The sequence below is a fragment of the Nonomuraea rhodomycinica genome (assembly GCF_013363995.1).
Classification (GTDB): Bacteria; Actinomycetota; Actinomycetes; order Streptosporangiales; family Streptosporangiaceae; genus Nonomuraea; species Nonomuraea rhodomycinica.
In genome coordinates, this window is sequence record NZ_JABWGO010000001.1 from 1,981,727 (window position 1) to 2,001,945 (window position 20,219).

14 protein-coding genes are annotated in these 20,219 nt (G+C 73.6%); 9 read left to right on the top strand and 5 right to left on the bottom strand.

Annotated elements, in window-relative coordinates:
- Window positions 1–174: 174 nt before the first annotated feature.
- The 7 genes from HT134_RS09095 to HT134_RS09125 are packed head-to-tail and all read left to right on the top strand — an operon-like array spanning window position 175 to window position 8,876.
- Entirely contained in the window at window positions 175–1,494 is a 1,320-nt protein-coding gene (locus HT134_RS09095) for a hypothetical protein (RefSeq protein ID WP_175599695.1), read from the top strand.
- Window positions 1,491–3,824, top strand: coding sequence for a serine/threonine-protein kinase (locus HT134_RS09100; protein ID WP_175599696.1), 2,334 nt, complete (start codon window positions 1,491–1,493; stop codon window positions 3,822–3,824). The genes HT134_RS09095 and HT134_RS09100 overlap by 4 nt, the downstream gene beginning before the upstream one ends.
- Entirely contained in the window at window positions 3,815–4,672 is an 858-nt protein-coding gene (locus HT134_RS09105) for a PP2C family protein-serine/threonine phosphatase (protein ID WP_217707250.1), read from the top strand. The genes HT134_RS09100 and HT134_RS09105 overlap by 10 nt, the downstream gene beginning before the upstream one ends.
- Window positions 4,665–5,957, top strand: a complete 1,293-nt coding sequence (locus HT134_RS09110; RefSeq protein ID WP_175599697.1) for a vWA domain-containing protein — start codon at window positions 4,665–4,667, stop codon at window positions 5,955–5,957. Before HT134_RS09105 ends, HT134_RS09110 begins: the two co-directional genes overlap by 8 nt.
- Window positions 5,957–6,622 (top strand): FHA domain-containing protein, encoded by a 666-nt coding sequence (locus HT134_RS09115; RefSeq protein WP_175599698.1) that lies wholly within the window; start codon window positions 5,957–5,959, stop codon window positions 6,620–6,622. The genes HT134_RS09110 and HT134_RS09115 overlap by 1 nt, the downstream gene beginning before the upstream one ends.
- On the top strand, window positions 6,619–8,052 hold the full coding sequence (locus HT134_RS09120; protein WP_175599699.1) for a GlnX family signal transduction membrane protein: 1,434 nt from the start codon (window positions 6,619–6,621) through the stop codon (window positions 8,050–8,052). The genes HT134_RS09115 and HT134_RS09120 overlap by 4 nt, the downstream gene beginning before the upstream one ends.
- Window positions 8,049–8,876, top strand: a complete 828-nt coding sequence (locus tag HT134_RS09125) for a glutamate ABC transporter substrate-binding protein (RefSeq protein WP_175599700.1) — start codon at window positions 8,049–8,051, stop codon at window positions 8,874–8,876. The genes HT134_RS09120 and HT134_RS09125 overlap by 4 nt, the downstream gene beginning before the upstream one ends.
- A 60-nt stretch (window positions 8,877–8,936) precedes the next feature.
- On the opposite strand, the gene rpoD is transcribed toward HT134_RS09125, so the two are convergent.
- Both rpoD and dnaG read right to left on the bottom strand, forming a co-directional pair.
- Window positions 8,937–10,040, bottom strand: coding sequence for an RNA polymerase sigma factor RpoD (gene rpoD / locus HT134_RS09130; protein ID WP_376768074.1), 1,104 nt, complete (start codon window positions 10,038–10,040; stop codon window positions 8,937–8,939).
- A 390-nt stretch (window positions 10,041–10,430) separates the two neighbouring features.
- Window positions 10,431–12,272, bottom strand: coding sequence for a DNA primase (dnaG, locus tag HT134_RS09135; protein WP_175599701.1), 1,842 nt, complete (start codon window positions 12,270–12,272; stop codon window positions 10,431–10,433).
- Between the two features lie 184 nt (window positions 12,273–12,456).
- Here dnaG and HT134_RS09140 point away from each other — a divergent pair, with 184 nt between their 5' ends.
- Window positions 12,457–13,314, top strand: a complete 858-nt coding sequence (locus tag HT134_RS09140) for a M23 family metallopeptidase (RefSeq protein ID WP_175600242.1) — start codon at window positions 12,457–12,459, stop codon at window positions 13,312–13,314.
- A gap of 21 nt (window positions 13,315–13,335) precedes the next feature.
- Here the strand turns inward: HT134_RS09140 and HT134_RS09145 are convergent, their stop codons facing one another.
- Together HT134_RS09145 and HT134_RS09150 are read right to left on the bottom strand one after the other, a co-directional pair.
- Entirely contained in the window at window positions 13,336–14,505 is a 1,170-nt protein-coding gene (locus HT134_RS09145) for an NAD(P)/FAD-dependent oxidoreductase (RefSeq protein WP_175599702.1), read from the bottom strand.
- Between the two features lie 12 nt (window positions 14,506–14,517).
- Window positions 14,518–15,738: a deoxyguanosinetriphosphate triphosphohydrolase gene (locus HT134_RS09150; RefSeq protein WP_175599703.1), complete on the bottom strand. Its 1,221-nt coding sequence runs from the start codon at window positions 15,736–15,738 to the stop codon at window positions 14,518–14,520.
- 81 nt (window positions 15,739–15,819) lie between these two features.
- Here HT134_RS09150 and HT134_RS09155 point away from each other — a divergent pair, with 81 nt between their 5' ends.
- Window positions 15,820–17,328 (top strand): M48 family metallopeptidase, encoded by a 1,509-nt coding sequence (locus tag HT134_RS09155; protein WP_175599704.1) that lies wholly within the window; start codon window positions 15,820–15,822, stop codon window positions 17,326–17,328.
- A gap of 72 nt (window positions 17,329–17,400) precedes the next feature.
- Here the strand turns inward: HT134_RS09155 and ppdK are convergent, their stop codons facing one another.
- Entirely contained in the window at window positions 17,401–20,052 is a 2,652-nt protein-coding gene (gene ppdK / locus HT134_RS09160) for a pyruvate, phosphate dikinase (protein ID WP_175599705.1), read from the bottom strand.
- Window positions 20,053–20,219 lie beyond the last annotated feature (167 nt).

The window sequence follows — 20,219 nt, forward strand, 5'->3', positions numbered from 1 at the left end:
TTTGACGATAAAAGATCCTTTAAGCGTCTTGCAGGTGACACAGGGTTCAATCAGGGTCATGTCAGGGACCTCCCCCAGTTGCCGGAACCAACCGATCACGACTCCCGTTAAGCCGGTAAAAGCGGGGGATCGGGGACCCTCTTCAGGGGGAGCGGGATGAGCCTGGGACCACCCATGAGCAGGGAAGGGGCCGAGTACGCGCTGCGTGCCCGGACCGAGGAGCGCGACCGCATCTCGGGACACCTGCTCGACCTCGAGTCACACACCACCTACCAACTCCTCAAGGGCGCGCCGCTGCGGGGCCTCACCCAGCGCCGCTGGGCCGCCGGCCAGGCCGCCCTGACCGCGCTGTGGACGCTGTACGACGCCTACCGGGGCGTCCTGCGCGACGCCGAGCAGATCAGGGCGTCGCGCGGGCGGCTCGGCTCCGAGCAGCTCTCCGCCCTGACGAACCTGCTGGCCGGCCCCTCGGTGGTGCTGACGGCCGCGGTCAAGCCGGTCGAGCAGCGCTCGCTGCTGCCCGAGCGGGACGAGCGGCTCAGCCTCGACGAGGCCGTCGCCCGCATGGACGCCTCCTTCCAGGAGGTCACGGACGTGCTGGCGGACATCGACGCCGTCTGGTCGGCGGCGCTGCCCCGGCTGGACGCGGCCGACGCGCTGTTACGCGAGGTGACCGCCCTCCAGCGGGAGCTGGACGCGCCCGACACCGGAGCCCGCGGGACTTCCGGGGCTCAGGGGGCCGCCGGACTAGGGACGGCCGCAGCTGCGGGGGCCGACGGAGCCCACGGGACCGCCGGTGCTCACGGGGCGGCGGGTGTGATGGCGGAACCCGGGCCGGCGGGCATGGCGGCGGGCGTGGCGGCAGGGGTGGCCGGGGAGTTGCGGCGGATGCGGGTGTCCGTCGTGGAGGACCCCCTGGGCGCGCCACCGTCCCCCCAGGACCTCGACCGGATCGACCGCCTCCTCGCCGCCCACCGCACGGACCTGGAGGAGGCGCTGCGGGCCAGGCGCGAGTACGGCCGGCGCCGCGAGGACCTGGCCGCCGCGCTGGACCGGGTACGGGCCGCCGAGAGCGAGGCCCGGCTGGCCCACGGCGCGGTGGTCGCGAAGATCGCCCTGCCGGCCAGCGCCGTGCCGCGCACCCGCGTGGACACCCTGAGCGACGAGCTGGCCCTGCTCGACGCCTCCGCCGACGACTGGCTCGCCCGGGCCCGCCGGCTGGCCGCCCTGGAGCAGGCGGCGCGGCAGGCCGCCGACCAGGCGCGGGCCACGGCCGCGGCGATGTACGGCCTGCTCGGCAGGCGCGACGAGCTGCGCGGCCGGCTGGGGGCCTGCCAGGCCATGGCGGTGCGCAAGGGCACGGCGGAGGACCCCGAGGCGACCCGGCTCTACGAGCGGGCGCGGCTGCTGTTGTGGACCGCGCCCTGCGACCTGACGAAGGCGGCGCACGCCGTCGACCTGTACCAGCGCGCGATCCACGGAGGTGGCCGATGAGCGCATGTCGGCAGCCCGGTTGCACGGGCACGATCGAGGACGGCTACTGCGACCTGTGCGGCCACCCCGAGACTCAGGCGGCCCCCTTATCCGGGCCGCCCGCCGCAACCGGCGCGGACACGGGCACGGGGACGGGCACGGGCACGGGGACGGGCACGGGCACGGGCGCGCCCGTGGCGGGTGCGGGGACCGGCTCGGGCGCGGCCGGCGCGGGAGCCACGTCGTCCCAGGCCGGCGGTGGCTTCCCCGGGTACGACGCGCCCACCCCCAGCCGCCCGCTCACCGGCCCGGTCAGCACCGGCCGCTCCCGCGCCGGGGCCCTGCCCGAGCTGGCCGACCTGCCCTCGGTGCCCTACCGGGACCCGGCCGCCGCCGTCATGGCCAACCCCGAGGTGCCCGAGGACAAGCGCTTCTGCTCCAACCCCGACTGCGGCAAGCCGATCGGCCGCTCGCGGGGCGGCCGGCCGGGGCTGACCGCCGGGTTCTGCCCGCACTGCCGGCGCGAGTTCTCGTTCACGCCCAAGCTCGGCAAGGGCGACCTGGTCGGCGGCCAGTACCGGGTGCTGGGCTGCCTGGCGCACGGCGGCCTCGGCTGGGTCTACCTGGCCGCCGACGAGAACCTCGACGGCCGCTGGGTGGTGCTCAAGGGCCTGCTCAACACCGCCGACGCCGAGGCGCTGGCGGCGGCCGAGGCCGAGCGGCGCTTCCTCACCACGGTCGACCACCCCAACATCGTCAAGATCTTCAACTTCCAGCGGCAGGCCGGCCTCGACTACATCGTCATGGAGTACGTGGGCGGCCAGTCGCTGCACGAGCTGCGCCGCCAGGGGCCGCAGCCGCTGCGCGAGACCCTCATGTACGGCCGCGAGATCCTGCGCGCGTTCGCGTACCTGCACGAGCAGGGCCTGGTCTACTGCGACCTGAAGCCGGCCAACGTGATCCGGGTCGGCAAGCAGCTCAGGCTCATCGACCTGGGCGCGGTCCAGCGCATCGGCTCCCCGGCGGGCTCGTCGTGGGCCACGCTCGGCTACCACGCGCCCGAGCTGGACACCCGGCCCGCATCGGTGGCCTCCGACCTGTACACGGTGGGGCGGACGCTGGCGGTCATGGCCATCCCGTCGTTCAGCCCGGCCAGGAACGGCGCCGAGACGCCGCTGCCCGACAGCTTCGGCACCGAGTCGTTCATCCGGCTGCTGCGCCGCGCGACCGCCCCCGACCCGGCGGCCCGCTTCCAGAGCGCCGAGGAGATGGAGGCGCAGCTCGTCGGCGTGCTGCGCGAGGTCAGCGCGATCGCCGACGGCCGCACGTACCCGGCGCCGTCGGCGCTGTTCGGCCCGGAACGGCTCGCGGCGGGGGCGGCGCTGTCGGCCGACACCGGCCTGGTGTTCGACCCGCTCGACCCCCGCGCGGCGGCCGCGGCGCTGCCCGTGCCGCTCGCCGACCCCGAGGACCCGGCGGCGGGCGCGCTGGCGGGCCTGGTCGGGCGCGACCCCGCCCAGCTCGTCACGCAGGTGGCGGCGATGCCGCAGACCCCCGAGACCTGGCTCACCCGGGCCCGGCTGCTGGCCGAGCAGGGCTCCGAGGGGGCCGCCCAGGCCCTCGACGACGCCGAGCGCGCGCTGCCCGGCGACTGGCGGGTCACCTGGTACCGCGGGGTGCTGGAGCTCGCGCTCGGGCAGGCGGCGCGGGCCGTGCCGCTGTTCGACGCGTGTTTCTCCACGCTGCCGGGCGAGTGCGCGCCCAAGCTCGCGCTCGCCTTCGCGCTGGAGTGCTCGGGCCGGGACGCCGCCCCCTGGTACGACAGCGTGTGGCGCACCGACCACGGGTACGTGAGCGCGGCCTTCGGGCTGGCCCGGGCGGGCCGGACCGGGGTGCTGGACGAGGTGCCGCCCACCTCCTCGCACCGGGTGGCCGCGCAGCTCGCGCTGGTGGCGTCGCTCGCGCGGGCGCCGCGGCCCGAGGCGCTGCGCCCGGAGGAGCTGGCGGCGGCGGCCGACCGGCTGGACGACCTGACCGACCTCGACCCGCGCCGCCGCGAGGCGATGACCGCGGAGCTGCTCCAGGCGGCGCTGGCGTGGCTGCGCGCCTCGGGCGCACCACCGGGAGCCGGGACGGGACCCGCACCCGCAACGGGGCCGGGAGCCGGGACGGGGCCGGGAGCCGGGGCGCCGCGCGGGCTCACCGTGGCGGGCGCGCCGTTCACCGACCGCGGCCTGCGCGAGCGGCTGGAGGGCATCTTCCGCCGCCTGGCCGTCGCCGCGGACACCCGGCAGGAACGCCACGACCTCATCGACCGGGCCAACGCCGTACGCCCCCGGACGTGGCTGTGACCTGCCCCCTCTGCGAGGCCCCGGTGCTGGCCGAGCACGCCTTCTGCGAGGCGTGCGGCCACGGCCTCGACGCCCCCGCCTGCGCCGCGTGCGGCGCGCAGGCGGTGGACGCCGACGGCTACTGCGAGCGGTGCGGGCTGCGCCAGCCCACCGGCAGGGACGAGGCGGAGCTCACGATCCCCGGCGGCGCGGCCGGAGTCACCCACAAGGGGCTGCGCCGGGCCCGCAACGAGGACGCGATGGCGCTGCTGGAGGCCGGCGACGTCACCGTGGCGGTGGTGTGCGACGGCGTGGGCAGCTCGCCGCGCGCCGACGAGGCGTCGGCCGTGGCGGTGGGGGTCGCGGCACCGGCGCTGGCCCGCGGGACGGACCCGGCGGAGGCGTTCGCGCTGGCGGGCCGGGCCGTGGCCGAGCTGGGTTCCTCCCCGGACGACGCCCCGGCCTGCACGTACGTCTCGGCGGTCGTCTCCGGCGGCCGGGCGACGCTCGCCTGGGCCGGCGACACGCGCGTCTACTGGCTGCCGCACGGCTGCGGGCCGGTGACCGCGGTGCGGCTGACCGACGACCACGCGACCGCCACCGGTGAGATCACCGCGTGGCTCGGCGCCGACGCCGGCGACTGGAAGCCGAGCGTCCGCGTCTTCGAACCGCCCGGCCCCGGGTCGCTGCTGGTGTGCAGCGACGGCCTGTGGCGCTACCTGGACGGCCACACCGTCCCCGGCGCCGCCGTCCACCCGGGCGGCGCCTCCCTCGACCTGGCCCGCGAGCTGCTGCGCCACGCGCTCGGCTGCGGCGGCCACGACAACGTGACCATCGTCCTGATCCCCCTAGGAGGACAGCATGGGTGACCAGCCCGCCTTCACGCTCCAGATCGACCAGAACAAGTACCTGCCGCTCGACGGGCGTGAGGTCCACGCGATCCTCACCGTCTCCTCCACCGGGACCGTCACGACGACGACGTCCGTGCCGGCCGAGGCCGCCGAAGTGATCATCGTGGACACGTCCGGTTCCATGAGCGGCGGCAAGATCCGCGAGGCGCGGCAGGCCGCCGCGAGCGCCGTGCAGGCCCTGCGGGACGGCGTGAGCTTCGCGGTGATCGCGGGCACCGACACGGCCCGCGTGGTCTACCCGCGCGGCCGCACGATGGCGCGGGCCACGCGCGCCACCCGCGCCGAGGCGCAGACCGCCATCGGCCGGCTGTCGGCCAACGGCGGCACGTCCATCGGCGAGTGGCTGCTGCTAGCCCGCGACCTGCTCGACGCGCACCCCGACGCGATCCGGCACGCCCTGCTCATGACCGACGGGCAGAACAACGAGAGCGGCGACGCCTTCGCCCGCGCCCTGTCGGCCTGCTCGGGCCGGTTCGTGTGCGACAGCCTGGGCGTGGGCTCCGACTGGGTGCCGGCCGAGCTGCGCAAGGTGTCCGAGGCGCTGCTCGGCACGTTCGACTTCGTGCGCAACCAGAGCGACCTGTCGGCCTTCTTCAACCGCATCACCCAGGAGTCGATGAGCAAGACCGTGGCCGAGCTGGCGCTGCGGGTGTGGGTGCCGCAGACCGCGACGCTGAAGTTCGTCAAGCAGGTCTCCCCCACGCTGCTCGACCTGACCGGCAAGCGCGCCGACGTCAACCCGCTGACCGGCGACTACCCCACGGGCTCGTGGGGCGCGGAGGAGCGTGAGTACCACCTGTGCGTGGAGGTGCCGCCCGGCCAGATCGGCACCGAGATCCGCGCCGGCTGGGTGAAGCTGGTGCGCCCCGACACCCAGGAGGTGCTGGCCAGCGGCAACGTGCTCGCCCAGTGGACCGACGACCTGGCCCAGTCCACCCGGATCAACGGCAAGGTCGCCCACTACACCGGCCAGGCCGAGCTGCACGAGCTGATCCAGGAGGGGCTGAGCGCGCGGGCCGCGGGCCACGTGGACGTCGCGACCGCCCGGCTGGCCAAGGCGCGGCGGATCGCGGCCGAGTCGGGCCGCGAGGACACCGCGCGGCTGCTGGACAAGGTCGTCGAGGTCGATCCGCGCGACGGGACGGCGCGGCTGCGCCGCAACGTGGACAAGGCCGACGAGATCGAGCTGGACACCGGCTCGGTCCGCACCAGCCGGCTGCGGCAGGGCGGGGAGGGCTCCTGATGGCCTCCTGCCCGCAGGGGCACGCCTCGGGCGCCGACGACTACTGCGACGTCTGCGGGGCCCAGATGGCCGGCTCCCCGGTCGCCGCCCCGGCGGCCGGCCCGGCCGGCGCTCCGTCCGGTGCGGCCTCCCCCGCCGCGGCGGCCCAGGGGCCGGTGGAGGAGTGCCCGGTCTGCCGGACGCCGCGCGCCGGCCAGTACTGCGAGGTGTGCGGCCACGACTTCTCCGGCAGCGCGCCGCCCCGCGTCCCGGTGGTCGCCGCCCGCTGGGAGGCGGTCACCGGCGCCGACCGCGCCTACTACGACGAGGTCGTCGGCCAGGGCGGCCCCGACGCGCACACGATCGCCTTCCCGCCGTACTGCCCGGAACGTTCCTTCCCGCTCGCCGGTGAGCAGGTGCGCATCGGGCGCGGCAGCAGCCGGCGCCCGGTCAAGCCGGAGATCGACCTGACCGGGCCGCCGGAGGACCCGGGCGTCTCCCACCTGCACGCGGTGCTGCTCGCGCAGCACGACGGGTCGTGGACGCTCGTCGACCCCGGCTCCGCCAACGGCACGCGGGTCAACGGCAAGCCGGTCGCCGTCAACGTGCCCGTCCCGGTGGGGCCGGGCGACCGCATCCACGTGGGCGCGTGGACGGTCATCACGATCAGGGAGGGAACGCCGTGACCACCGTCCAGGCCCCGCCGCCGTCCACCCCGCCGGCGCCCGGCCCCTCGCCGTCGGGCCCGCCGGCCCCGGTCGCCGCGCTCCCCGCGGTGCGGCCGCCCGCGCCGCCGCGCCGCAGCGTGCCCCGCAGGATCCGGGTCATCACCGGCGTCACGGTCACGGCCCTGGCGCTGCTGTTCGGCTCGCTCGCGGTGGGCAGCGCCGCCGCCCGCGACGGCCTGCGCGTCATCGGGCGCGACGCCGGCCCCCAGGTGCTCGCCACCGCTGGCCTGTACTTCGGGCTGAGCGACATGGACGCGCAGATCGCCGACGCCCTGCTCATGGGCCAGGGGTACGGCGGGCGGCGGCAGGAGGCGCTGGCCCGCTACGAGCGGCGGCGCTCCGAGGCCAACGACGCGCTGATGAAGGCGTTCGCCCTGTCCGGCGACGACCCCGCCGAGCGGCGCACCGTCCAGTCGGTGCTCGACGGGCTCGGCCGCTACGAGCGGCTGGTCGGGCAGGCGCTGCTGCTCGACTCCCAGGCCCGCCACCCGGCCGGCGCCCCGCCGGAGAAGGTCGTCGAGGTCTACCGGCAGGCCACCGACCTGATGCGGCTGGTCCTGCTCCCCCAGGCGTACAACCTGACCCTGGAGAGCGGCACGATCGTGCGGCGCACCTACGACGACAAGAGCGTCGTCGTGCCCGCGCTGCGGGTCGTGGTGATCGTGACCGGGCTGGTGGCGCTGGCCTGCCTGGTGTGGCTGCAGGTGTACCTGGCGCGGCGCTTCCGGCGCGTGTTCGGGCTCGCGTTGCTGGCGGCCACCCTGGCGACGGCCGTCGCGCTCGTGGCCGGGGCGAGCGTGCTCGGGCAGGACGAGCGCGACCTGCGGGTGGCCAAGACGCAGGGCTTCGACCCGGTGCTCAACGTGGCGCGGGCCCGGGCGATCAGCAACAGCATGCAGGGCGACCAGAGCCGCTACCTGCTGGACAAGGTCCGGGCCGACACCTACGAGCACACCTACCTCGACAAGGCCCAGACCGTGTTCTACCTGCCGGCGGGCAACCTCGACGCCTACCACGCCGGCGTGGCCGCCTCCAGGCAGGGCTACCTCGGCCTCATGGGCGACCGGCTCGGCGGCCGGGACGGCGAGCAGGCGCTGAGCGCCTACCAGGCGTTCCAGCGGGCCGACACCGGCTTCCGCGCTCTCGCGGCGGCCGGGCGGGCCGACGACGCCGTGGCGGCGCGGCTCGGGGAGGTCCGGCAGGCGTTCGACACCTACGACGGCGCCCTGGTGGCCCTGTCGCGCGGCCACGAGGCCGCCTTCCGACGGGCCGTCGGCGACGGCGAGCGGGCGCTGGACGACCTGTGGCGGCTGCTCCCGTTCGGGATCGGCGGCATCGCGCTGCTGATCCTCGCGGGCGTCTGGCCCCGACTCAAGGAGTACCGATGAAGCGGATCTTCCCCGTCGCGCTCGGCCTGACCGCCCTGCTGGCCGTCACCGGCCTGCTGGCGGGCGGGTGCGCCGCGGGCGGGCGGACGTCGGTCCTCGACGCGGACAGGATCGTCATCGGGGTGCGCCCCGACCTGCCGTCGGTGGGCTTCCGCAGGGCCGACGGCACGTTCGAGGGCTTCGACGTGGACGTGGCCCGCTACATCGCCCGCAAGCTCGGCAAGGACGTCCGCTTCGTGCCGGTGCTCGCCGCCGAGCGCGAGAAGGCCATCACCTCGGGCCGGGCCGACCTGGTGCTGGCCACGTACACGATCAGCATGGACCGCAAGCAGAAGGTGCTGTTCGCCGGGCCGTACCACATCTCCTACCAGGACATCCTGGTGCGGCGCGACGAGGGCGGCATCCGCAACGTGCGCGACCTCAAGGGCCGGCGCATCTGCGAGGTCAAGGGCTCCAACGCCGCGCAGCGGGTGGTCGAGGAGCGCAAGGTGGCCGCGCAGGTGGTGCCGTTCCCCGACTACGCGGCGTGCCTGGCGGCGCTCAAGCAGGACCAGGTGGACGCCATCACGACCAACGACGTCATCCTGGCCGGCCTGGCCATCCGGGACGGCTCGGGCCTCAGGCTGGCCCACGCCCAGTTCAACGAGCAGCGGACCGGGGTCGGCATGCGCAAGGGCGACGTCGAGGGCTGCGAGGAGGTCAACCGGGCCATCACCGCGATGTACCAGGACGGCACGGCCTCGCGGCTGCTGCACCGCTGGTTCGGCAAGGCGGGCCTGGACCTGTCCACGCTCGCGGTCCCCCAGTTCGAGGGCTGCTCGTAGCCGGCCCGCGTACGAGGGGCCCGGGAGCGAACCCCCGGGCCCCTCGTACGCCTGGAACGGTCAGTCCAGGTAGTCGCGCAGCATCTGCGCCCTGGTCGGATGGCGGAGCTTGGCCAGGGTCTTGGACTCGATCTGCCGGATGCGCTCCCGGGTGACGCCGAACTCCCTGCCCACCTCCTCCAGCGTGCGCGGATGCCCGTCGGCCAGGCCGAAGCGGAGCTGGATGATGCGCTGCTCGCGGTCCGACAGGGTGGCCAGGATGTCGTCGAGCTGGTCCTGCAGCATGATGAAGGCGGCGGCCTCCATGGGCACGACCGCGTCCGCGTCCTCGATGAAGTCGCCGAGGTCGGAGTCCTCCTCGCCGATGGGCGACTGGAGCGACACGGGCTCCTGCGCGATGCGCTGGATCTCCACCACCCTGTCGACGGGGAGATCCATCTCCTTGGCGATCTCCTCGGGCACGGGCTCGCGGCCGAGGTCCTGGTGGAGCTGGCGCTGCACCCGGACGAGCTTGTTGATCGTCTCCACCATGTGGACGGGGATCCGGATCGTGCGGGCCTGGTCGGCGATCGCCCTCGTGATCGCCTGCCGGATCCACCAGGTGGCGTAGGTGGAGAACTTGTAGCCCTTGGTGTAGTCGAACTTCTCCACCGCGCGGATCAGGCCGAGATTGCCCTCCTGGATCAGGTCCAGGAACAGCATCCCCCGCCCCACGTACCGCTTGGCGATCGACACCACGAGCCTGAGGTTGGCCTCGATGAGGCGCTGCTTGGCCCTCGTGCCCTGCCACACGAGCTCCCTGAACTCCGGGAAGGCCAGGCGCGACACCCCGTTGGCCAGCTTGTCCTCGGCGAACAGGCCGGCTTCGATCGACTTGGCGAGCTCCACCTCCTCCTCAGCCGTCAGCAAGGGCACCCGGCCGATCTCCCGCAGGTAGATGCGGACCAGATCGCTGGTCGGCGCCCGCTTGCCCACGTCTTCCTCATCGGCGCGGGAGGTGTCGTCGTCGCCCTGGGGCTCGAGGACCTCCACGCCGTTCTCGGCGAGCATGCGCACGACGCGTTCCAGCGCGTCGGACGGCAACTCTGATCGGTCAAGCGCGGCGGCGACGTCATCGACGGTGACGCTTCCGCGCTCTCTTCCTTTCGCGACGAGGTCCGCCACCTGATCTACCGATGGCGGCCCGCTTGGCAGCACCGATGCACCCACGGGAGACAGTCTGCAGTATTGCTTCCATAAAATGGCAGACCCATTTTTGGCACCGAAGGTAAGGCGTCGGCCCTTACCGAATTGAGATCCATTAAAGGTTTAGCCGGAGATTGATCAGGAAAGAAAAGTCAATTACGCGACCGGGTAACGGGGCGCCGCGACGACGGCGGGCGGCGCCCGTGCCGCGGCCTGCCCGGACGCCTCCTCGCGAGACGGCTCGGCGCGTGTCTTGCCCGGCATGCCGGATGTGCGGACGACTGATGCGAATAACACTTTCCTTCACAACAGCTCGGCTTTGTGCCGATCCATGCCATACGCGTTCTCCGAACGCGCGGCGGCGCCGCCTCAGCTTCCGGCGGCGCGTTCCCTCAGCACCCGCCGCTGCTGCTCCAGCGCCACCAGCTCGCCGAACAGCTTGTTGTACTCCTGCTGCTCGTCCACCGGGTTGAGGCGCTGGATGCGGGACTTGACCTGGGCGATGGCCCGGTCGACCGCGATGGCCTCGATGGCCGCCAGCATGGCGGCGCCGTAACGCTCCTCGACGTGCGCGTCGGCCTGGATCGCCTCCACCGCGAACCGGGTCACCAGCACCCGCGCCGCCTCGTCCGGCGCCTGCTCCAGCAGGCGGTCGACCCACCCGCGCCCGCCGTGCCCGGCCGTCGCCGTGCCGCCCGCCGCCGCGATCACCTGGCGCAGCGTCACGTGGTCGGCCACGGTGAACGCCTGCGGGTCGAGCGCGTCGAAGCGCGGCCCGAGCAGCGCCGGACGCTGCACGGCCAGCTTGAGCAGCTCGGCCTCCACCCGGGTGTGCGGGTCGACCGGCGCGGGTCGCGGCGCGCGCTGGGGACGGCCCGCCTGGGCGTTGCCCACCTCGGCGATGCGCTGCATGACGAACCGCTCGTCCATGAAGCCCAGCCACCGGTCGAGGTCGATGGCGTAGCGCTTGCGCAGGCCGGGGTCCTTGATGCCGGCCACGATCGGCGCCGCCGCGTCGAGTGCCGCGATCTTGCCCTCGTTGCTGCGCAGGTCGTAGCGGGCGATCGTGCTGCGGATGGCGAACTGGAACAGCGGCTCGCGGCCGGCGATCAGGTCGCGCACGGCCGCGTCGCCCTGCTTGACCCGCAGGTCGCACGGGTCGAGCCCGTCGGGCTGCACGGCCACGTAGGTCTGGGTGACGAACTTCTGCTCGTCGGCGAACGCCCGCAGGGCGGCCTTCTGCCCGGCGGCGTCGCCGTCGAAGGTGAAGATCACCTCGCCGCGGAACTCGGCCTGGTCGAGCAGGAAGCGCCGCAGCACCTTGATGTGCTCCTCGCCGAACGAGGTGCCGCAGGTGGCCACGGCCGTCGGCACCCCGGCCAGGTGGCAGGCCATCACGTCGGTGTAGCCCTCGACGATCACCGCCTGGGAGCGCTTGGAGATCTCCCGCTTGGCCAGGTCGATGCCGTAGAGGACCTGGCTCTTCTTGTACAGCGGCGAGTCGGGGGTGTTGAGGTACTTCGGCCCGTCGTCGGAGTCGAGCAGCTTGCGCGCGCCGAACCCGATGACGTCGCCCGTCGCGTCGCGGATCGGCCAGACGAGCCGCCCGCGGAACCGGTCGATCGGCCCCCGGCGGCCCTCCCTGACCAGCCCGCCCTTGATCAGCTCCTCGGCGGTGAACCCGCGCCCCATGAGGTGGCGGGCCAGCGCCTCCCACTCGGCGGGCGCGTAGCCCACGCCGAACGCCTCGGCGTCGGCCCGCTCGAAGCCGCGCTCGGACAGGAAGCGCCGCCCGGGCGCCGCGTCGGGGCTCATGAGCTTGGCGGCGTAGAACTCGGCGGCGGCGCGGTGCGCCTCGATGAGCCGCGCCCGCTCGCCGTGGTCGCGCCGCGGCACGTAGCCGCCCTGCTCGTACTGGAGCTGGATCCCGGCCCGCTGCGCCAGCCGCTCGACGGCCTCGCCGAATGTCAGGTGCTCGATCCGCTCCACGAACGTGATCACGTCCCCGCCCTCGGAGCAGCCGAAGCAGAAGTACATGCCGCGCTCGGGGGTGACGTTGAACGACGGGGTCTTCTCGTCGTGGAAGGGACACAGGCCCTTGAGGTTGCCGCCGCCGGCGTTGCGCAACTGGATGTGCTCGCCGATCACCTCGGCGATGGGCGATCGCTCGCGTACGAGCGCGATGTCGACGTCACGGATGCGGCCAGCCACGCCGGTGAGTCTATTGCGACCGGCGGACAGACCCCACCCCGGCGACCGCGCTGAGTCCGGTTTGAGGTGATGGGAAGGGTGATATCACCTCAGCGCCCGGAATGCGGAAAACGTGTCCAGCCTGTTGTCCACGTCGGCTACAAAGGTAAAGCGCGGGGTGGATACGGTGACGCGGGTGGAGATCATGCGATCGGGGCTTCTGGGACGTTGGGCCGCCGTGGCGGGCGCACTGCTGCTGACCGGCGCCTGCGCCCAGTCGACCGGGGTGGCGGGGGTCAGCGCCCAGTCGCCCGAGACCGTACCGCCGGCCGCGACCGGGCCGACGCCCGTCGTCACCGGGACCATCCCCGGCCCGGACGCCACGACGGAGGCGTCGGTGCAGGCGCCGAAGGGCAAGTCGCCGGTCAACGTGCCGCCGCCGCGGCTGTCCGACTTCACCTACGCCTTCCCCGTGACCGGCTGCCAGGTCAGCTACCAGCGTCAGCTGCTCGTGCTGCCGAAGACGACGATCTGGGCGGGCAAGGGGTGCACGTTCGTCTCGCCCGCGAACGGCGTCGTGGACGAGGTGAGCACCAGCGACCGGTGGAGCGCGGCCACCGACCGGGGCCAGGACCGGGAGGGCCGCTTCGTCACGGTCGTCGGCGACGACGGCGTCCGCTACCTCGGCGGCCACCTCGACTCGGTGGCCGCCGGCATCAGGCCCGGGGTGCGGGTGACGGCGGGGCAGGCGCTCGGCCGGGTCGGCGCCTCCGGCAACGCCCGCACGCAGGGGTCCAACCTGTACTTCGCGATCTCGTGGAAGACCGGCTCGTCGGCCTGGTGGGTGCGGCGCGGCATGGTCAACCCCTGGCGGTACCTCGACGCGTGGCTGTCGGGCAACCGGACGCTCTCCCCGCGCGAGGAGACCATGGCCACCCGGGCCCGGCTCGGCGAGACGCCCCGCTGCCAGGTGCAGTGCGCCTCGAAGAAGCCGGTCAAGAAGAAGCGCGAGCCGCGCGAGACGCCGGACCCGGTGATCACGATCACGGTCAACCCGACCTGAGCCGCCCTCCGGCGGCGGCCGTCAGCCCGAGGCCAGCTCCTTGGGGTCGGCGACCTCGCCGGAGCGGATGCGGTCCTGGATGCCCCCGACGACGTCCCAGACGTTGACGTTCATGCCGGCCACCACCCGGCCCTGGCGCAGCCAGTACGCGACGAACTCGAGGTCGTCCACGGACCCGCTGAAGACGACCTCGTCGTAGCCCGTGGTGTCGCCGGAGAACTCCATGCCCAGGTCGAACTGGTCGGTGAAGAAGTACGGCACCCGGTCGTAGACGACCTCCTGGCCGAGCATGGCGCGGGCCGCGGCCGGGCCGCCGTTGAGGGCGTTGGCCCAGTGCTCGACGTGCAGCCGCCGGCCGTACAGGGGGTTGAACGGCTCGGCGACGTCGCCCGCCGCGTACACGTCGGGGTGGGAGGCGCGCAGCGAGGCGTCGGTGAGGACGCCGTGGCCCACCTCCAGCCCCGCCTCACGGGCGAGCCCGACCTCCGGGGTGACGCCGACGCCCGCCACGACGAGGTCGGCGTTCAGCCGCTCCCCGGTGGTCAGCCGCACGCCGTCCTCGGCGAGCTCCGCCGCGCCGGCGCCGAGGCGCAGGTCCACGCCGTTGCGGCGGTGCAGGCCGGCGAACACCTCGCCCAGCTCGGGCCCGAGGACGCGGTGCAGCGGCGTGGGGCCCGGCTCGACGACCGTGACCTCGCAGCCCGCCAGGCGGGCCGCGGCGGCGGTCTCCAGGCCGATCCAGCCGCCGCCCACGACGACGACCCGGCCGCCCGCCGCGCCCACCTCGGCCAGGCTCCGCTTGAGCGCGTCGCTGTCCCCGGCGGTGCGCAGGTAGAGGGCGGGTCCGGGCAGCCGCTTCGGCGTCGCCCCGGTCGCGATGAGCAGCTTGTCGTACGCCCGGCGGGAGCCGTCGGCGAGCCCGACGGCGTGCTCCCCGGGCTCGATCCGGGTGACCGGGGTGCCGAGCAGCAGTTCGACGGCGTTGTCGGTGTACCACTGCTCGGGGTGGACGTAGATCTTCTCGCGCTCGCTCTTGCCCTGGAGGTAGCCCTTGGACAGGGGCGGGCGCTCGTAGGGGCGCTCGTTCTCGGCTCCGACGAGGACGATCTCCCCGTCGAAGCCCTCCTCGCGCAACGTCTGCGCGGCCTTGGCCCCCGCGAGGCCGGCGCCGACGATCACATATGTGGCCATGGCCGCAGTCTCTCAGCCGGACAGGCGGCGGTGCCAGGCGACGGCGGAGGTGTCGGTGAGCGAGGCGATCTGGTCGATGACCACGCGGGTGCGGGCGGCGTCGCCCGAGGCGGCGAGGAACGCGGGCCGGAAGGCGGGCTCCAGGGTGCCGGGCGCGCCGAGCGTGATGAGGACGGCCAGCTCCTTGATGAGCTCGCGCTGCCTGGCCTGGTTGGCGTGGTGGTCCTCGGTGGTCATCACGTAGTGGGCGGTGATGCCCTTGAGCACGGCGCACTCCAGCTTGGTGGAGCGGGGCACGACCAGCTCGACCCGGTGGCGCATGCCGTACGCCTCCTTGGTGGCGGTCTGCGCGGAGCGGCAGAACCGGCCGATGAGGCCGCTGGTGAGCGCCTTGAGCCCGGCCAGGTCGGCGAGGGTGGCGGCGAAGCCGCGCGGCCACAGCGGGTCGGCGATCAGCCGGCCGAAGACCTCCTCCAGCTCGGCGCAGTCGGCGTCGGGGGCGTACCAGGCGCGGGCCAGCTCGCACACCTGCCGCCGCTCCTCCGGCGAGCGCAGCGCCTCGGGCGTGACGTGGCCGGAGTGCAGCGCGTCCTCCAGGTCGTGGACGGAGTAGGCGACGTCGTCGGACCAGTCCATGATCTGCGCCTCGAAGCTGACCCGGCGCGGCGGCGCGCCGTCCCTGATCCACTCGAAGACGGGCAGGTCGTCGTCGTAGACGCCGAACTTCGGCCCCGCCTCGCGGGTCCACGGGTACTTGATCGAGGCGTCGAGCGCGGCCCGGGTCAGGTTGAGGCCGGCGCTGTGGCCGTCCTCGGTGAGGACCTTGGCCTCCAGGCGGGTCAGCAGGCGCAGGCTCTGCGCGTTGCCCTCGAAGCCGCCGCAGCCGGCGGCCAGCTCGTTGAGCGCGACCTCGCCGTTGTGGCCGAACGGCGGGTGGCCGAGGTCGTGGGCCAGGCAGGCGGTCTCGACCAGGTCGGGGTCGACGCCGAGGACGGCGCCCATCTCCCTGCCGACCTGCCCGCACTCCAGGGAGTGGGTGAGCCGCGTGCGCGGGATGTGCTGGCCGGCGCCGACGGCCTCGAACGGCCCCACCACCTGCGTCTTGGCGGCCAGGCGGCGCAGCGCGGAGCTGTGCAGCACCCGCGCGCGGTCGCGTTCGAAGGCGCCACGCTCGGGGTTGCCGGGCGGCTCGGGCACCCAGCGTGCCTGGTCGTGGTCGTCGTAGCGGGCCATAAGTGCAGTGATTTTATCCACTTTCCGGACTCCGCTAGTGTCAAGTTTCGCGAGAACCCCCTTCCCCGGGAGCCCTCCCCCATGACCACTGCGTTCCGTGCCGTGCTGGCCTTCACCCTGCTCGCAGGGTTCTACGTGCTGGTCGGCCTGTTCGTCGGCGCCGCCGTCTTCCTCGACGTGCTGCTGATCGTCGACTTCCACGTCAACGCCCTCAAGGCCGCGATCGTCCTGACCCTGGCCGCCGCGGCGCTCGTCCGGGCGCTGATCATGGTGAGCCGGACGAAGGGCGGCGAGGAGCCCGGCGTGGCCGTGACCCGCGAGCAGGAGCCGGCGCTCTGGCAGACGGTCGAGGACCTCGCCCAGCGGGTGCGCACCGCCCCGCCCGCCGAGATCCGCCTGGTGCCGGAGGTGAACGCGGCCGTGGCCGAGGACACCCGCTTCCTCGGCCTGAAGGCGGTCAGGCGGCGCATGTTCATCGGCCTGCCGCTGCTGCAGACGCTGACCGTGGACGAGATGCGGGCCGTGCTCGGGCACGAGCTGGGCCACTACAGCGGCGCGCACACCCGGCTGGGCGCGCCGGTCTACCGGGGCCGGGTCTCGCTCATCGCCACCGTGCAGGGGCTCGACGGGCATCCGGTCATCCAGCGGGTGTTCTCCGCGTACGCCAAGCTCTACCTGCGGGTCTCGCAGGCCGTCTCGCGGCGGCAGGAGCTGGAGGCCGACGAGCTGGCGGTCGCCATCGGCGGCCGGCGGGCCATGGCCGAGGCGCTGCGCAAGATCCACGGCACGGCCGCCGCCTGGGACGTCTACGTGGGCAGCTACCTGTCGCTGACCGGCGCGGGCGGCCTGCGCCCGGCGTCGGTCTTCAACGGCTTCCACGCGCTCATGAACGACCCGGCGCGGCAGGCGGAGGTCGCCGAGCTGGCCGCGCGGCCGGAGGAGACCTCGCCGTACGACTCGCACCCGAGCCTGGCCGAGCGGCTGGCCGCGGTGGAGCGGCTGCCGGAGCCGCCGCACGTGCCCGACCCGCGGCCGGCGCTGACGCTGCTGCGCGACCCCGGCGTGGCGGCGCAGGCGGTGGAGCAGTCCATGTGGACGGCAGAGGCGCTGGCGACGCTGCGGCCGGCCTCGTGGGAGGACCTGGTCGAGCGGGGCATGTACGCCGCGCGCAACGCCGAGGCGCTGCACGACCTGGCCGTGGCGGGCCAGCGGGTGGTGGGGGCGGCCCGGCCGTACCTGGACGCGGCGTTCGAGGCGATCGCCCGGGGCCGGCAGGAGGAGCTGGCGGCGCGGCTGACCGAGCTGGGCTGGAGCCCCTCCCCCACGATGCTGGCCGGGGTGCTCGGCCAGGCGCTGGAGGGGGTGCTCATCGAGCACGGCCAGGCCCGGTGGAAGCTGTCGTGGTCGGGCCCGGCGCGGCTGGTCTACGACGACGGCGAGGAGGTCGCCCTGGCCGAGTACGCGGCCCAGGTGGCGGCCAACCCGCCGGCCGTGGCGGGCCTGCGCAAGTGGCTGGGCGACCACGGGGTGCGGCACGACTACGTGCCGGTCCCCGAGGAGGACCGGCACGCGCCGGGTCTGCCCGCCTGACCGGCCCTCCCGCGTCGCGGGGAGGGCCTCGCCGGCCGGCCGTCCCGGGTGGGAGGGCCGGCCGGGGGCGGGTCAGCGGGTGTCGGAGTCGTTCTGGCTGAGCGCGGCCCGCCCCGCCTCCAGGCGGGCCACCGGGATGCGGAACGGCGAGCAGGACACGTAGTCGAGCCCGGCCTCGTGGCAGAAGTGCACCGAGTCGGGGTCACCGCCGTGCTCGCCGCAGATGCCCAGCTTGAGGTCCGGCCGGGCGGCGCGGCCCTCCTCCGCGGCGATGCGCACCAGGCGGCCCACACCGTCGCGGTCCAGCGTCTCGAACGGCGAGACCCCGAAGATGCCGAGCTCCAGGTAGCGCGAGAAGAACGCCGCCTCCACGTCGTCGCGGGAGAAGCCCCACGTCATCTGGGTCAGGTCGTTGGTGCCGAAGGAGAAGAACTGCGCGGCCTCGGCCACCTGCCCGGCCGTCAGCGCGGCCCGCGGCGTCTCGATCATCGTGCCGATGAGGGCGTCCACCCCGGCCTCGGCGAGGATCGCGGCGGCCTCCTCGCGGACCGCCTCCAGCTCCTGCACGGCCACCGTGAGCGGGATCATGATCTCCGGACGGGCTCCGGGCACCGCCTTGGCGGCCTGGGCGATGGCCCGTACCTGCATGGCGAACAGGCCGGGGATCACCAGGCCGAGCCGTACGCCGCGCAGGCCCAGCATGGGGTTCTGCTCGTGCAGCCGCTTGACGGCGGCCAGCAGCTCGCGGTCCTTGTCCGTCGCCTCGCCCGCGCCCGCGTCGGCGAGCGCCACGCGCACCGACAGCTCGGTGAGGTCGGGCAGGAACTCGTGCAGCGGCGGGTCGATGAGGCGGATCGTGACGGGCAGTCCGTCCATCGCCTGGAAGATGCCCTCGAAGTCGGCGCGCTGCAACGGCTCCAGCGCGTCGAGCGCCGCCTGCCGCTCCTGCTCGCCGGAGGCGAGCACGAGGTCCTCGACCAGCTTGCGCCGCTCGCCGAGGAACATGTGCTCGGTCCGGCACAGGCCGATGCCCTGCGCGCCGAAGCGGCGGGCCCGGGCGGCGTCCTCGGGGGTGTCGGCGTTGGCCCGCACCTGCAGGCCGCGGGTCTCGTCGGCGTGCCGCATGACGCGGTCCACGGCGCGGACCAGGTCGTCGTCGCCGACGTCCTTGCCCTCGAAGTACTCGACCACCGGGGAGTCGACCACCGGCACCTCGCCGAGGAACACCTCGCCGGTGCTGCCGTCGATGGAGATCACGTCGCCCTCGGACACGGTGACGCCGCCCGGAGCGGTGAACCGCTTGCCCTCGATCGACACCTCCAGCTCCTCGGCGCCGCAGACGCAGGTCTTGCCCATGCCGCGGGCGACCACGGCCGCGTGCGAGGTCTTGCCGCCGCGGCTGGTGAGGATGCCCCGGGCGGCGATCATGCCGGACAGGTCGTCGGGGTTGGTCTCGCGGCGCACCAGGATGACGTCCTCGCCCTGGCCGGCCAGCTCGACGGCGCGCTCGGAGGAGAAGACAGCCTTGCCGACGGCGGCGCCCGGCGAGGCGTTCATGCCCTTGGCGATGCGCTTCTTGGCGGCCTCCGCGTCGAAGCGCGGGAACATCAGCTTGGCGAGCTGGTCGCCCGTGACCCGGGTGACGGCCTCGTCCATCGTGATGAGGCCCTGGTCGACGAGCTGGGTGGCGATGCAGAACGCGGCGGCGGCGGTGCGCTTGCCGACGCGGGTCTGCAGCATCCACAGCTTGCCGCGCTCGATCGTGAACTCGATGTCGCACAGGTCGCGGTAGTGGTTCTCGAGGGTGGCCATGATCTCGAGCAGCTCGTCGTAGGAGCGCTTGTCGATGCGCTCCAGGTCCTGCAACGGGATCGTGTTGCGGATGCCGGCGACGACGTCCTCGCCCTGGGCGTTCTGCAGGTAGTCGCCGTAGATGCCCTGCTGGCCCGAGCCGGGGTCGCGGGTGAAGGCGACGCCGGTGCCGGAGTCGTTGCCGCAGTTGCCGAAGACCATGGCCACGATGTTGACCGCGGTGCCGAGGTCGGCGGGGATGCGCTCCTGGCGCCGGTACAGGACGGCGCGCGGGGCGTTCCAGGAGTCGAAGACCGCCTTGACGGCCAGGCGCATCTGCTCGCGCGGGTCGGCGGGGAACTCCATGCCCGCCTGCTCGCGCACGATGCCCTTGAACGTCTCGACGAGCCCCTGGAGCTCGCCCGCGCCGAGGTCGGTGTCCTGCCGGTCGCCCTTGAGCGCTTCGAGGGCGCCCTCGAAGTGCTCGCCGTCGATGCCGAGCACGGTCTTGCCGAACATCTGGATGAGCCGCCGGTAGGAGTCCCAGGCGAAGCGCTCGTTGCCGCCGGCCTGCTTGGCCAGGCCGTGGACGGACTCGTCGTTGAGGCCGATGTTGAGGACGGTCTCCATCATGCCGGGCATGGAGAACTTCGCGCCGGAGCGGACGCTGACGAGCAGCGGGTCGTCGGTCTGGCCGAGCTTCCTGCCCATCGCCCGCTCCAGGGCCTCCAGGTGCCGGTCGACCTCGTCACCGAGGCCGTCGGGCACCTTGCCCTCGGCGAGGTAGTACCGGCACGCCTCCGTGGTGATCGTGAACCCGGGGGGCACGGGCAGACCGAGATTGGTCATCTCGGCCAGGTTCGCCCCCTTGCCGCCGAGGAGGTCCTTGAGATTTCTGTTGCCCTCGGTGAAGTCGTAAACGTACTTGGCCACCACAGCTCCAATCGACGCCTCTGCCGGGGACTCTACCGGCGAGAAAGATGAAGAAACCGCACTCATCGGTTAAGTCATCGTTTCCCCTGGTAGACCGGCTGTCACCGGTCTAATCCAATTAATATTCCGTTGATCGGGAAATTGGTTTATACCAGTGGTTTACACCA